Raw genomic sequence first — 13,066 nt, 5'->3', positions numbered from 1 at the left:
ACGACCGGGTCGCTCCCGGACGGGGCGCCGATCTCCTCCGGGTCGATCGATGTGATCTCCGGCACCTCGAACTTCCAGTCGCCGACGAGCGTGCCGGAGTCAGCGGGTACGTCGCGCTGGGCGTTGCGGACGGACCCGAACTCGATCGTGTCGAATGCCCACACCCCCACCGGGATCAGAACGACCAGTGCCGCCAGCGCGAGGGCGTTCCGGCGCCACCACCCGGCGCTCACGGGTTCGTCCAGGCGGTGTCGGGGAGGGCGAACTCGGCCGCTCGCTCGAGGGTTGTCAGATCGACCGGCAGCTCGATGACGGCGGACCCCTGCTGATTCTCGGACGGGGAGAGTCCGGGGAGGGGGGTCCCGACGGACAGCTGCAGAACCGCCTCGGCGGCGCGATCGTCGCCGGCGATATCCGGCGGGAGTTCGAACACGAGGGTTCCCGACTGGGGGATGCCGACGTGCAGGCCCCAGCCGCTGATCGCTGCGTCGGGATCGTAGGCTTTCACTCTCTCGCTCGCGAGGAAGGTTCGATCCCCGACCCTCAGGTAGGCAAGGCCCAGCGATGCGGGCTCGCGTTCGATCAGGGCCGCATCGAGCGAGACGACGAGCCAGGTGCCCTCGGCGAACCACCCGCTCGTCGACACTCGGTCGGCGCGCTGCACCTCGTGGACGGTGACGGCGAGATTGTCGGCATCGATGGGTTCCCCGAGCTCCGCCACGACGGGGAACGGGTCGGCGAGCCGCTGCTCACCATCGGGAGTCGCGCCGGCGACGAACCACGCCGCGACCACCATCGCCAGGGCGATGATCCACGACACCGCCCGCGTCATTCGTCGGACTCCGATCCGGCATCTTCGAGCGGCACCGTCACCGTCGCGGCCGGGGCGTAGTCGCCCCAGTCCTCGCCCGTGTAAAGGAGCTGGCCGGTGATGAGCGCGGCATCCTGGACGACGAGGGTCAGATTCTCGCCTTCGTGATAGTCGTCCGGGCCCACCGCCCACGTGTAGACCAGCAGCGCCGGCACATTCGGCTGCAGCCAGAGCGGCGATGTCTGGTCGTCTTCCCGGACCACGGCGCCCGCGGGGCGAGAGTCTCCTTCGCGGAGTACCGCCTGCAGAAAGCTCTCCGATCCAGCCGAGGACAGGGGTCGATCCCACAGGTTCTCGACCTGCGCGAGCACGACGAGAAGGCGCTCGCCACGATCGCTGTCCGGGGTGACGCCCGAACCTTGGAGGGAGTCGATCAGGACCGCGCGCTCCACGGTGACCTTCAGCTGCGCGCTCGTATGGACGTCGCCCGCTGTCAGTTCGGGAAGGGTCGGCTCGGCGACGGCCACCGGCGCGAGCCCGCCGAAGGCGGCGGTCGCGGCGAGGAAGAGTCCGGTGCCGATCGCGGCGAACCACTTCGTGGGCACCCGATCGGTCGCCTTCTGGAGCCGGGCGAAGCGCGACGGGCGCGGCGTCGCGCTCTTCTCGTCCGGGCCGGGGGCATCCTCACTCGCTCAGGCTATAAGGCCCGCTGTCGTGAAGGCATCCGCGATCGCCTCACGCACCAGACGGATGCCGGGACGCGATGCGCTGGAGCGACGCTCGGCGGTGAAGATCTCGCGGGCCGGATCGCCCGGCAGCGGCGTGAGGGTGACGGGCGCGGCCCCGCCCGCCCACAGCAGATCGGGAAGCATGCCGACGGCGTGACCGGCCGCGATGAGTGCGACGTGCGCGCCGAGGTCGGCGAGTTCGTAGCGGACGTCGGGTTCGAATCCCGCCGCCCGACACTGCTGCACGGCCCACTCTCGTGCCGCCGTCCCGGTGGGCTCCAAGACCCATGCGCGGTGCGCGAGCGCTGCGAGCGGGGCGCGGGATCCGTCGGTGGCGAGACGCACCGGGTCGGTGCCCAGCGCCCGCCTGTCGAGTCCCGGCCGGAGCTCGCGGGTGAGTCCCGGGTACTGCTCGGCGATCGCGAGGTCGAACCCGCGCGCCGCCAGCTCGAACAGTCCCTGTTCGGGCGGAACTTCGACCAGTTCGACACGGAGATCGGGCGCGCGCTCGCCGAGGAGCGTGAGCGCGGCCGGAACGACGGCGTGCGTGGCGGTCTGGAGGACGGCCACGCGCACCGGCGCGATGCCGGGCTGCAGCTCCTCCAGCTCTCCGCGGATCCGCTCGTCCGCCGCGAGTGCCCGCGCCGCGTGCACGGCCAGGGCCTGGCCGTGCGCCGTGAGGCGCACGCGTCGCCCGTCCGCGACGAGCAGCGGCACCCCTGCATCCCGCTCCAGCTGGGCGAGTTGCTGCGACACGGTCGACGGGCTGTAGGAGAGGGCCTCGGCGACAGCCGCGAGGGTCCCGCGGAGGGCGAGTTCGTGCAGCAGGCGCAGGCGACGCAGTTCGAACACGGCAGCCGCCTATTCATCGATGAAGGTGAACAATATTGATCGTAGATCATCGCTTTTCATGAATCATGGTCGTGCCGCACGCTGAACGGATGGAGACGAGGCAGTCTGGGGACAACGCGAGCGCCGAGACGGCTTCGCACGAGGAGGCCGGCATGCCCGAGCAGAACCTTTCGACACGGGTGCAACAGTCGATCGCGCTGGCGGAGCGCTGGGTACAGGAAGCCGCTCACGTCGCCGCCGACCCCGCCGCAGAACGCCTCGCGGGCGTGCTGAAAGACCCGCACGGACTGCCCTTCACGATCGGATTCGTCGACGGAGTGATGCGGCCCGAGTCGTACGCCGCCGCGGCCGCGAATCTGCAGCGGGTCGCGCCACTCGTACCGGGCTTCCTGCCCTGGTATCTGCGCGGAGCCGTGCGCCTCGGGGGCGCGGTCGCGCCCGTGCTCCCCACCCCGGTCGTTCCGATCGCCCGACGCGTGTTGCGCGAGATGGTCGGCCACCTGGTCGTCGACGCGCGCCCCGACAAGCTCGGGCCCGCGATCGCGAAGCTCCGCTCCGCGGGCGCACGATTGAACCTCAACCTCCTCGGTGAAGCGGTCCTCGGCGAAGCCGAAGCCAAGCGCCGGCTCGACGGCATCCATGACCTCATCCACCGCGACGACGTCGACTACGTGTCGGTGAAAGTGTCGGCGATCGCGAGCCACATCTCGATGTGGGCCTTCGACGAAGTGGTCGAGTCGGTCGTCGAGCGCCTCCTGCCGCTGTATCTGACGGCATCCGCCGATGCGACCTTCATCAACCTCGACATGGAGGAGTACCGCGACCTCGATCTCACGATCGCGGTGTTCACGCGCATCCTCGAGGACCCGCGGCTGCAGAGCCTCGAGGCCGGCATCGTCCTGCAGGCCTACCTCCCCGATGCGTTGCCGGCGTTGCAGCAGCTGACCGCATGGGCGCAGCAGCGCGTGGCGGCCGGTGGGGCCCGCATCAAGGTGCGCCTCGTCAAAGGCGCGAACCTCGCGATGGAGCGGGTGGATGCCGTGATGCACGGCTGGGACCTTGCCACGCACGCGAGCAAGCTCGACTCCGACGCGAGCTATCTGCGGTGCCTCGATGAAGCCCTGCGGCCCGAGCACACGGATGCCGTGCGCATCGGCGTCGCCGGCCACAACCTGTTCGACATCGCCTACGCGTGGCTGCTCGCGGGCGAGCGTGGCGTCACCGACGGCGTCGAGTTCGAGATGCTGCTCGGCATGGCCCAGGGGCAGGTCGCGGCGGTCAGCGCCGACGTCGGTCACGTGCTCCTGTACGTCCCGGTGGTCCGGCCGGACGAGTTCGACGTCGCGATCAGCTACCTCGTACGGCGCCTCGAGGAGAACGCATCGAGCGAGAACTTCCTTTCGGCCGCGTTCGATCTGCACGATGACCCGCGTCTGTTCGCGCGCGAGCGCGACCGCTTCATCGCCTCGGTGGAGCGCGCCGGCGATCCGGCGCTGCCGGTGGGGGCCAACCGGCGGCAGGACCGGGGCGCTCTCGCGGAGGCTCCGGCATCCATTCAGCGTACTCGCGAGACGGGCGAGCATGCGGCGGAGGGGCTCACCCAGGCCGTGCTCGGCATCGCCCGAGCGGGGCAGGAATATGTCGAGACGGCCGTCTTCTCGCCGCGTGAATCGGCGCAGCCCACCGAGGGTGCCCCGGGCTTCCGCAATGCGCCCGACACTGATCCGGCACTTCCCGCGAACCGCGCATGGGCGCGGGAGATCCTCGGCCGGGTGGCCACGTCCGACGCCGGCGAAAGCACGATCGCCGCGGCCCGACTAGACGATCCCGTGGCTCTCGAAGAGACCCTCCGCCAGGTGCGCACGGCGGGAGCGGCATGGGGTGCGACGCCGGCGGCCGAGCGCGGGCTCGTCCTTCAGGGTGCGGCACGCGCACTCGAGCGGCGGCGCGGCGAATTGATCGAGGTCGCGGCATCCGAGACCGGGAAGGTGTTCGCCGAGGCCGATGTCGAAGTCAGCGAGGCGGTCGACTTCGCTGCGTACTACGCCGCGACGGCGCGCGAACTCGACAGCATCAGCGGTGCGGTGTTCGTTCCCGCGCAGGTGACGGTCATCACTCCGCCGTGGAACTTCCCCGTCGCGATTGCGGCCGGCGGAGTACTCGCGGCGCTCGCCGCGGGATCGGGCGTCGTGTTCAAACCTGCGCCACAGGCTCGGCGCTGCGCCGCGGTCGTCGCCGAAGCGGTGTGGGAGGCGCTCGACGAGGCGGGGGTCCCGCGGGATGTCCTCGCGCTCGTCGACATCGACGAAGGTGACCTGGGGCAGCAGCTTCTCTCGCATCCCGATGTGGACCGGGTGATCTTGACCGGCTCGTGGGAGACGGCTGCGCTGTTCCGTTCCTGGCGACCTGAGCTTCCGCTACTGGCCGAGACGAGCGGCAAGAACGCGATGATCGTCATGCCGTCCGCCGACCTGGATCTGGCGGCATCCGATCTCGTCAAGAGTGCATTCGGTCACGCCGGGCAGAAGTGCTCCGCTGCGTCGATCGCGATCCTGGTGGGTCCGGTCGGGCGCTCGCAGCGCTTCGCGCGGCAGCTGGTGGATGCCGTGGAATCCCTCCGCGTGGGCGCACCCACCGATCCGCTCAGCGAGGTCGGGCCGCTCGTCGAGGTGCCCCAGGGCAAGCTCGCGTGGGCGCTGTCGACGCTGGAAGACGGCGAGCGGTGGCTTGTCGAACCGCGCCCCGTCGAGGATGCCGACCCCTCCCTCGCCGGAAGGCTCTGGCGACCCGGCATCCGCGTGGGAGTGCGGCCGGACTCCCGCATGCACCGGGAGGAGTTCTTCGGTCCCGTCCTCGGGATCATGCACGCAGCGTCTCTCACTCACGCGATCGAGCTGCAGAACGCCGTCGCGTACGGTCTGACGGCGGGGCTCTACACGCAGAGCCCCGACGACCTCGCCCTGTGGCTGGACGAGGTCCAGGCCGGCAATCTCTACGTCAACCGCGGGATCACCGGCGCGATCGTCCAGCGGCAGCCGTTCGGCGGCTGGAAGCGCTCCGCGGTGGGCGCCGGTGCGAAGGCCGGAGGTCCCAACTACCTGATCGGGCTCGGGTCGTGGCGCCCGTCGGCGAGCGGCGCGCCGTCATCGACACTGCACCTGCGCGGACTCGATACCCGCATCACGACGTTGATCGAATCGGCTCAGCCCAGCCTCGACTACGACGGATTCGAGTGGCTTCGCCGGGGGGCGCTGTCGGATGCGATCGCCTGGGATCGTGAGTTCGGCCGAGTGCGCGATGTCTCTCACCTGGAGGTCGAGCGCAATCTTTTCCGCTACCGACCGGTCGATGTCGCGATCCGCGCCGCCGGCGATGCCGCGTGGCACGAGGTCTTGCGCGTCGTCATCGCCGGAGTGCGGGCCGGGTCGGCCGTCACCTTGAGTGCACCGGTCGGGCTGCCTGCCGGTGTGCGCCGTGCCCTCGGAGAGCTGAACGTCCCGGTGTCGGTCGAGACGGAGGCGGAGTGGACGGCGCGGCTGCAGCCGGATGCCGCCGATCGCCCGGGACGCGTGCGACTCATCGGAACACCCGCATCCGTCGCCGACATGCACCGCACGCTCGCCGAGTCGACGGGAGGCGACCCGGACGTCGCGGTCTACGACAACCCGGTGACGACGGCCGGGCGGATCGAACTCCTGCCGTTCCTGCACGAGCAGGCGCTCGCGATCACGGCGCATCGATTCGGGAATCCCGACCCGACGTTCGTCGATGTGATTTGAGACGATCCAAAGAGAAACAACTTATCTTTCTGGATGCCGGGGCGATACGGAGGGACGATGATGACGGCGCTTCTGGGGAGCGCCGCAGGAGGAGTCTCCAGTTCCAGCACAATGGTCGGACCCGAACTCCTACCAGAAGGCACACCGGGGGGAGTGTCGCTCTGGGGTCGAGGTTGATCTCTCGGCCCCGGGGCATCCCCGCGCCCGCAGGCGATCAGGCCGCGCGGGGCGCGATCGGCACCATGAATTCGTTCACGAGCGCGCGGACTCCGAGCGCGAACAGCGTCCACGGTCCGGCCGGCACGTCGTCGTCCGGGCCCGCCTCGATCCGGGGATGCGGGATGCCTTCGAGCGCCCGCACGGCGAATCCTTCGCCGAGTGCGGCCATCGCCTCGGAGAAGTCGGTGATCGTCAGCGGTGACTTCATCCGCAGCCCATACGACGACATCAGAAATCCGTAGAACTCGTCGAACGCCGCGATCGACTCATCGTGACGCTCCCGACTGGCCGCCTTGAGCTCGGGCCAGGTGTCCGCGGCGGTGCGCAGGGCGAGTGCGATCAGGAATGACTGCGCATCCCGTGCCTCGTCCGGGTCATCGACGTCACTCGTGGCGGCGCGCACGTGCGCGTTCGCCGCGGCCCGGATGATGTCATCGCCCGGCGCGCCGGCCTCGATGAGCCCGGTCACGGCATCCCGCACGTAATCCGCCGGACTGCTCAGCCTCAGACGCACCATCGCCACCGCCAGGTCGCGTTGATAGTCGGTCTGATCGGCCCACAGGCGGTAGGCCGCGCCCGTCGTCAACTCCGCGCGCCGCAGAACGTCCTGCAGTCGGATGTGCTGAATGCCCGCGCTCACGCCGCGCTCGAGGACCATCTGCATCCCCACGCGGATCAGCAATGCGCGTGTTTCTTCCCCGGTGCGTCTCGCCATGAGAAAAAATCTACTCACATCGCTGTGCGCGCGCTCGGACTTCGCTCACGTTGCCGCCGGGCCGATCTGGCACAATGGAGTCCGGCGTGCCCGCCTCGACGTTTCCTTCCCGGTGTCACTCGGGGAGGAGAAGCGCCGACGGGCCTCTGGACAGCGTCCGCCGCCCTTCATTCGAGGAGCGAGTAAATGTCCATCCTTCGACAGGCCCACGAGTCCGTGCAGAGCACCGGGCGCATCCAGCAGCGACGTCGGTACCTCATGTGCCGCCCCGAGCACTTCACCGTCAGCTATCGGATCAACCCGTGGATGGAGCCGGCGAAGCCGACCGACACGGCCAAGGCCGTCGCGCAGTGGCAGACGCTGCACGACACCTACCTGGCACTCGGCCACGAGGTCGAGCTGATCGACGCCGTCCCGGGGCTCCCCGACATGGTCTACACCGCCAACGGCGGGTTCATCATCGACGGACGTGCGCTGGGCGTGCGTTTCCGCGTGGCCGAACGCAGCGGCGAAGAACGACCCTTCATGGACTGGTTCGCGGCGAACGGGTTCGAGGTCATCGAGCCGATCGAGGTGCAGGAAGGCGAGGGAGATTTCCTGCTGGTCGGCGACACGATCCTGGCCGGCACCGGGTTCCGGTCGGTGGGCGACAGCCACCGCGAGATCGCCGAGGTGTTCGGCCGCGAGGTCGTCTCGCTCCGGTTGATCGACCCGCGGTTCTACCACCTCGACACCGCCATCTCGGTGCTCGATCCGGTCGAGGGTCCGGGAGGCGTGGAAAAGGCGAACATCGCTTATCTCCCCGCCGCGTTCGACGATGAATCGCGCCGCATTCTGGAAGAACGCTTCCCCGACGCGATCACGGTCTCGGATGAGGACGGCGCCGTCTTCGGGCTGAACTCGGCCAGCGACGGCTACAACGTGTTCATCTCGCCGCGCGCGACCGGGTTCGAAGCCCAGCTGCGCGAACGCGGCTACCACCCGGTGCTCGTCGACCTGTCCGAGCTGTTGCTCGGCGGCGGCGGAATCAAGTGCTGCACGCTCGAACTGCGAGGAAACCGATGACCATGACCGCTCCGGACGCCGTCGCCGAGCTCATCGACGCCGAAGACGCGCACGTCGCCCACAACTATCACCCGCTGCCGGTCGTCATCGCCCGCGGTGAGGGCGCATGGGTCACCGACGTCGAAGGCAAGCGCTACCTCGACCTCCTCTCGGCCTACTCGGCCGTGAACTTCGGTCACCGGCATCCGGCCCTCGTCGCCGCCGCCACCGAGCAGCTCGGCCGCATCACGCTGACGAGTCGTGCGTTCCACAACGATCAGCTGGGGCCGTTCGCGGGAGCGCTGGCAGCCCTCTGCGGCAAGGACCTCGTCCTCCCGATGAACACGGGCGCCGAAGCCGTTGAGACCGGCATCAAGGTGGCGCGGGCGTGGGCGTATCGCGTCAAGGGCGTCGCCCCGGACGCCGCCACCATCATCGTTGCGGACGGAAACTTCCACGGCCGTACCACGACGATCGTCAGTTTCAGCGATGACCCGCAGGCGCGTGAAGGCTTCGGCCCGTTCACGCCGGGGTTCGTCTCGGTGCCGTTCGGGGATGCCGCTGCGATCGAGGCAGCGATCGACGAGAACACCGCAGCCGTGCTCGTCGAACCCATCCAGGGCGAGGCGGGCGTCGTGATCCCGCCGGAGGGGTACCTCCGAGCGATCCGCGAGATCTGCGACCGACGGAACGTGCTGTTCATCGCCGACGAGATCCAGTCGGGTCTCGCCCGCGTGGGCACGACGTTCGCGTGCGACCGGGAAGGTGTCGTCCCCGACATGTATCTGCTCGGCAAAGCGCTGGGCGGCGGCATTCTGCCGCTGTCGGCCGTCGTCGCGAACCGTGACGTGCTCGGTGTGATCCGCCCGGGCGAGCACGGGTCGACCTTCGGGGGCAACCCGCTCGCGACCGCGGTCGGATTCCGGGTGGTCGAGATGCTGGCATCCGGCGAGTTCCAGACCCGTGCGACGGCGCTCGGCGAGCATCTCGCGGCAAAGCTCGACGAGCTCACCGGGCACGGCGTCGTCGCGGTCCGCGTCGCGGGCCTCTGGGCCGGCGTCGACATCGATCCCGCTCTCGGGACCGGGCGCGAGATCGCCGAAAAGCTCCTCGCGCGCGGGGTGCTCGTCAAGGACACCCACGGCCAGACGATCCGCATCGCCCCGCCGATCGTGGTCCGCGCGACCGAGCTCGACTGGGCCGTCGAGCAGCTGCGCCTGGTGCTGTCCGCCTGACCCGCGCCGCTTCCCCGGCAGCATCCAGCGCACTCGACGGGGGATGCCGGACCCCAGCGCGAGCCGACATACTGCCGAAACACGCGCCGGACTAGGCTCATCCCATGGGTGACCTGTTCGACGGATACGGCTCCACGCTCGCACCACGCAAAACCGCGTCTGGGGTGCCGGCGTTCGATGAGATGTTCGCGGCGCCGACCAGCGCCGGGGCAGATGTGTCCTCGCGCACGGCCTACCGCGAGCTCTATCAAGCGCTTGCGAAGATGACGCAGGAAGAACTGCGCGGGCGGACGGAATCGCTCGCGAGCTCGTACCTCGCGCAGGGCGTGACGTTCGACTTCGCCGGCGAAGAGCGGCCTTTCCCGCTCGATGCTGTTCCGCGCGTCATCGAATTCGACGAGTGGTCGCGCGTCGAAAAGGGCGTCCAGCAGCGGGTCAAGGCGCTCGAGGCGTTCCTCGACGATGCCTACGGACGCCAGCACTGTGTTCGCGATGGCGTCCTTCCCGCCGCTCTCATCGCCAGTTCGCAGTACTTCTACCGGCAGGCTGCCGGCATCCACTCGGCCAACGGTGTGCGGATCCAGGTCGCGGGAATCGACCTCATCCGCGACGAGCACGGCGAAATGCGCGTGCTGGAAGACAACGTGCGCGTGCCGTCCGGCGTGAGCTACGTCATCTCGAACCGCCGGGTGATGGCGCAGACCCTGCCCGAACTCTTCGTCTCGATGCACGTGCGACCCGTCGGTGACTACCCCAACAAGCTGCTGCAGGCGCTCCGTGCGTCCGCCCCTCCGGGAGTGGACGATCCGAACGTCGTCGTGCTGACGCCCGGTGTCTACAACTCCGCGTACTTCGAACATACGCTGCTCGCGCGCCTCATGGGCGTCGAACTCGTCGAGGGTCGCGACCTGCAGTGCATGGGCGGGAAGGTCTTCATGCGCACGACCCGCGGGTCCAAGCGTGTCGATGTGATCTACAAGCGGGTCGACGATGACTTCCTCGACCCGCTGCAGTTCCGCGCCGACTCGATGCTCGGGGCTCCCGGACTCTTGCTCGCTGCCCGACTCGGCAACGTCACGATCGCCAACGCGGTCGGCAACGGCGTCGCCGACGACAAGCTCCTCTACACGTACGTGCCGGATCTCATCCGGTACTACCTCGCGGAAGAGCCGATCCTGAAAAATGTCGACACCTGGCGCCTCGAAGACCCGGGTGCGCTGGAAGAGGTGCTCGACCGGCTTGCCGAGCTCGTCGTCAAACCCGTGGACGGTTCCGGCGGCAAGGGCCTCGTCGTCGGCCCGGATGCGTCGCCCGCCGAACTCGAGAAGCTCCGCAAGAAGCTCCGCAAAGACCCGCGTGGCTGGATCGCGCAGCCCGTCGTCATGCTCTCGACCATCCCGACGCTCGTCGAAGACGGGATGCGGCCGCGCCACGCCGACCTCCGCCCCTTCGCCGTCAACAACGGCGACGAGGTCTGGGTGTTGCCGGGTGGACTCACCCGCGTCGCGCTGCCGGAAGGGCAGCTCGTCGTGAACTCGTCGCAGGGTGGCGGCTCGAAGGACACGTGGATCGTGGGCGGTTCGGCCCCCGAGCGCGGCGAATATGGACACGGGACCGGTGTCGCCGGTCTCGTGGCCGATCAAGCAGCGGTGACGGAAGCGATCACGGTCATCTACGACCCGCAGCAGGCGCCGGATCACTCGCCGCAAGACGGCCCGCAGGATCTCCATCAACAGCAGGAGCAACAACAGCAGTCCGCAACGGCAGCCGAGCCGACAGCATCCGCTCGAGCCGACAGCTTCGATGCGCACGTATCCTGGCGGATCGACCAGAAGTTGTCGGCTCGCGAGGGTGCTGAGGGGGGCTCGGGATGCTGAGCCGCATCGCAGAATCGCTGTTCTGGATCGGGCGCTATATCGAGCGCAGCGACGGCACGGCCCGCATCCTTGACGTGCACCTCCAGCTGCTGCTGGAAGACCCGTGGATCGATGAAGACATCGCGTGCCGCTCGCTCATGGGGGTCATGGGGACCTTTCCGGAGGAAGACGGCGTGCGGGTCAGCCGCGTCGACGTCCTCAACCGGCTCGCCGTGGATCGCTCGAACCCCTCGAGCATTGCCTACGCGATCCAGTCGGCTCGCGAGAACGCCCGCCGCGCGCGGGAGATCGTCTCGACGGAGCTCTGGGAGACCCTCAACACGACGCAATCGCGCATGCCGCGTCGCATCAACAACGAGAAGACGCACGAGTTCTTCCAGTGGGTGCGCGAGCGTGCGGCGCTCGCCGTCGGGATCACCGACTCCTCGACGAGTCGCGATGAGGCGTGGCAGTTCCTGACGCTCGGGCGCTCGATCGAGCGCACCGACATGACCGCGCGGCTGTTGGCGACGCGGTCGTTGACGGAAGCATCCGGCCCGTCCTGGACGACGATTCTCCGTTCCTGCGGTGCGTATGAGGCGTACCTGCGCACATATCGCGGCATGCCGAGCGCGAGCAACGCGGCCGAGTTCCTGCTGCTCGATCGCCTCTTCCCGCGCTCGATCATCCACTCGATCCAGCGCGCCGAAGAATGCATGAGCGCGATCGACCCGGTTGCCGATCGCGTCGGCCATTCCAACACCGTGTTGCGCGCGCTCGGGCGTATCCGCAACGATCTGGAATACCGCCCCATCGGGGAAATCTTGTCGGAGCTCCCCGAACACATGGAGCAGGTGCAGAAGGTCACACGCGAGGCGTCGGAGGCCATCCGTGACCGGTTCTTCCCGACACACGCCGAACCGAGCTGGATCGGAGAAACCTCATGATGCGCCTGCGGATCGAGCACGCCACCGGATTCACCTACCAGGGTGAGGTCGGCGCTTCTTACAACGAGGCGCGGATGCTGCCGAGCTCGACGGACAGTCAGTTCGTGCTGAGCTCGCAACTCGACATCGAGCCGTCGACGAGTGTGAACCAGTACCTCGATTACTTCGGCACGCGCGTCGCCTCGTTCGACGTGCTCGCGGCGCACTCGGCGCTGAGCATCACCGCGCGCTCGCTCGTCGAGGTGCGCCCGCGGCCGCTGGAGTTCTCCGACATCACGTGGGATGCGCTGGCGCGCGAAGCGGGGCGCTCGATCGGCACGGTCGAGATGATGAGCGCATCCCCCCGCGCCGCCGCACATCCCGAGGTGGCCGAGATCGCCCGGTCGATCGCCGCACAGCACGAGCACCCGGGGCGCGCCGCGCACGCGATCGCTGAAGCCGTCGGGGATGCTGTGGAATACGTGCACGGCGTCACCGGGGTGCATTCGACCGCAGCCGAAGCATGGGCTGAACGCAAAGGCGTGTGCCAGGACATCGCGCACATCACCCTCGGCGCTCTGCGCGTCGTCGGGATCCCCGCGCGTTACGTGTCGGGATACCTCCACCCGAATGCGAACGCCGAGGTCGGCGTCGCGGTGCCGGGAGAGTCCCACGCCTGGGTCGAGTGGTTCGCCGGCGACTGGCAGGGTTTCGACCCGACGAACAACGCCGAGATCGGTGATCGCCACGTGCTCGTCGGGCGCGGACGGGACTACAACGACATCCCGCCGCTGCGCGGTGTGTACGCGGGCCCGTTCAAGAGCGAGTTGCACGTCAACGTCACCGTCACCCGCGAAGCCTGATTCCGCCGGGGTTCATCGCACCGGTCCCCTGGCGCAGA

General features: G+C 68.7%; 10 protein-coding genes. 6 read left to right on the top strand and 4 right to left on the bottom strand.

The window, feature by feature from the left end; genetic code table 11:
• Positions 1-229 precede the first annotated feature (229 nt).
• The 3 genes from N4R40_RS08895 to N4R40_RS08885 form a co-directional block, all read right to left on the bottom strand.
• Positions 230-832 carry a DUF4352 domain-containing protein gene (locus tag N4R40_RS08895; protein WP_261607008.1) on the bottom strand — a complete coding sequence of 201 codons (603 nt, stop codon included), beginning with the start codon at positions 830-832 and terminating at the stop codon, positions 230-232.
• The gene (locus tag N4R40_RS08890) at positions 829-1,416 is read right to left on the bottom strand and encodes a hypothetical protein (protein WP_261607007.1); all 588 of its coding nucleotides are present in this window, start codon (positions 1,414-1,416) and stop codon (positions 829-831) included. Before N4R40_RS08890 ends, N4R40_RS08895 begins: the two co-directional genes overlap by 4 nt.
• An 87-nt stretch (positions 1,417-1,503) precedes the next feature.
• Complete coding sequence (locus N4R40_RS08885; protein WP_261607006.1) at positions 1,504-2,391, bottom strand: LysR family transcriptional regulator; 888 nt, start codon at positions 2,389-2,391, stop codon at positions 1,504-1,506.
• Positions 2,392-2,543: 152 nt separating this feature from the next.
• Here N4R40_RS08885 and N4R40_RS08880 point away from each other — a divergent pair, with 152 nt between their 5' ends.
• Complete coding sequence (locus tag N4R40_RS08880) at positions 2,544-6,170, top strand: bifunctional proline dehydrogenase/L-glutamate gamma-semialdehyde dehydrogenase (protein ID WP_261607005.1); 3,627 nt, start codon at positions 2,544-2,546, stop codon at positions 6,168-6,170.
• A gap of 214 nt (positions 6,171-6,384) precedes the next feature.
• Here the strand turns inward: N4R40_RS08880 and N4R40_RS08875 are convergent, their stop codons facing one another.
• On the bottom strand, positions 6,385-7,104 hold the full coding sequence (locus tag N4R40_RS08875) for a hypothetical protein (RefSeq protein ID WP_261607004.1): 720 nt from the start codon (positions 7,102-7,104) through the stop codon (positions 6,385-6,387).
• 186 nt (positions 7,105-7,290) lie between these two features.
• Here N4R40_RS08875 and ddaH point away from each other — a divergent pair, with 186 nt between their 5' ends.
• The 5 genes from ddaH to N4R40_RS08850 all read left to right on the top strand — a co-directional run bounded on the left by ddaH (position 7,291) and on the right by N4R40_RS08850 (position 13,028).
• Positions 7,291-8,169, top strand: coding sequence for a dimethylargininase (gene ddaH, locus N4R40_RS08870; RefSeq protein ID WP_261607003.1), 879 nt, complete (start codon positions 7,291-7,293; stop codon positions 8,167-8,169).
• Positions 8,166-9,383 (top strand): ornithine--oxo-acid transaminase, encoded by a 1,218-nt coding sequence (rocD, locus tag N4R40_RS08865; RefSeq protein ID WP_315902493.1) that lies wholly within the window; start codon positions 8,166-8,168, stop codon positions 9,381-9,383. Before ddaH ends, rocD begins: the two co-directional genes overlap by 4 nt.
• Positions 9,384-9,487: 104 nt before the next feature.
• The gene (locus N4R40_RS08860; RefSeq protein ID WP_261607002.1) at positions 9,488-11,260 is read left to right on the top strand and encodes a circularly permuted type 2 ATP-grasp protein; all 1,773 of its coding nucleotides are present in this window, start codon (positions 9,488-9,490) and stop codon (positions 11,258-11,260) included.
• Complete coding sequence (locus tag N4R40_RS08855) at positions 11,254-12,186, top strand: alpha-E domain-containing protein (protein WP_261607001.1); 933 nt, start codon at positions 11,254-11,256, stop codon at positions 12,184-12,186. The genes N4R40_RS08860 and N4R40_RS08855 overlap by 7 nt, the downstream gene beginning before the upstream one ends.
• Positions 12,183-13,028 carry a transglutaminase family protein gene (locus N4R40_RS08850; protein WP_261607000.1) on the top strand — a complete coding sequence of 282 codons (846 nt, stop codon included), beginning with the start codon at positions 12,183-12,185 and terminating at the stop codon, positions 13,026-13,028. The genes N4R40_RS08855 and N4R40_RS08850 overlap by 4 nt, the downstream gene beginning before the upstream one ends.
• The last annotated feature ends 38 nt before the right edge of the window (positions 13,029-13,066 follow it).

The organism is Microbacterium memoriense, assembly GCF_025398275.1.
Lineage (GTDB): Bacteria > Actinomycetota > Actinomycetes > Actinomycetales > Microbacteriaceae > Microbacterium > Microbacterium memoriense.
The sequence above is the reverse complement of the archived record's forward strand: the minus strand, read 5'-3'. Positions and strand labels throughout refer to the sequence as shown.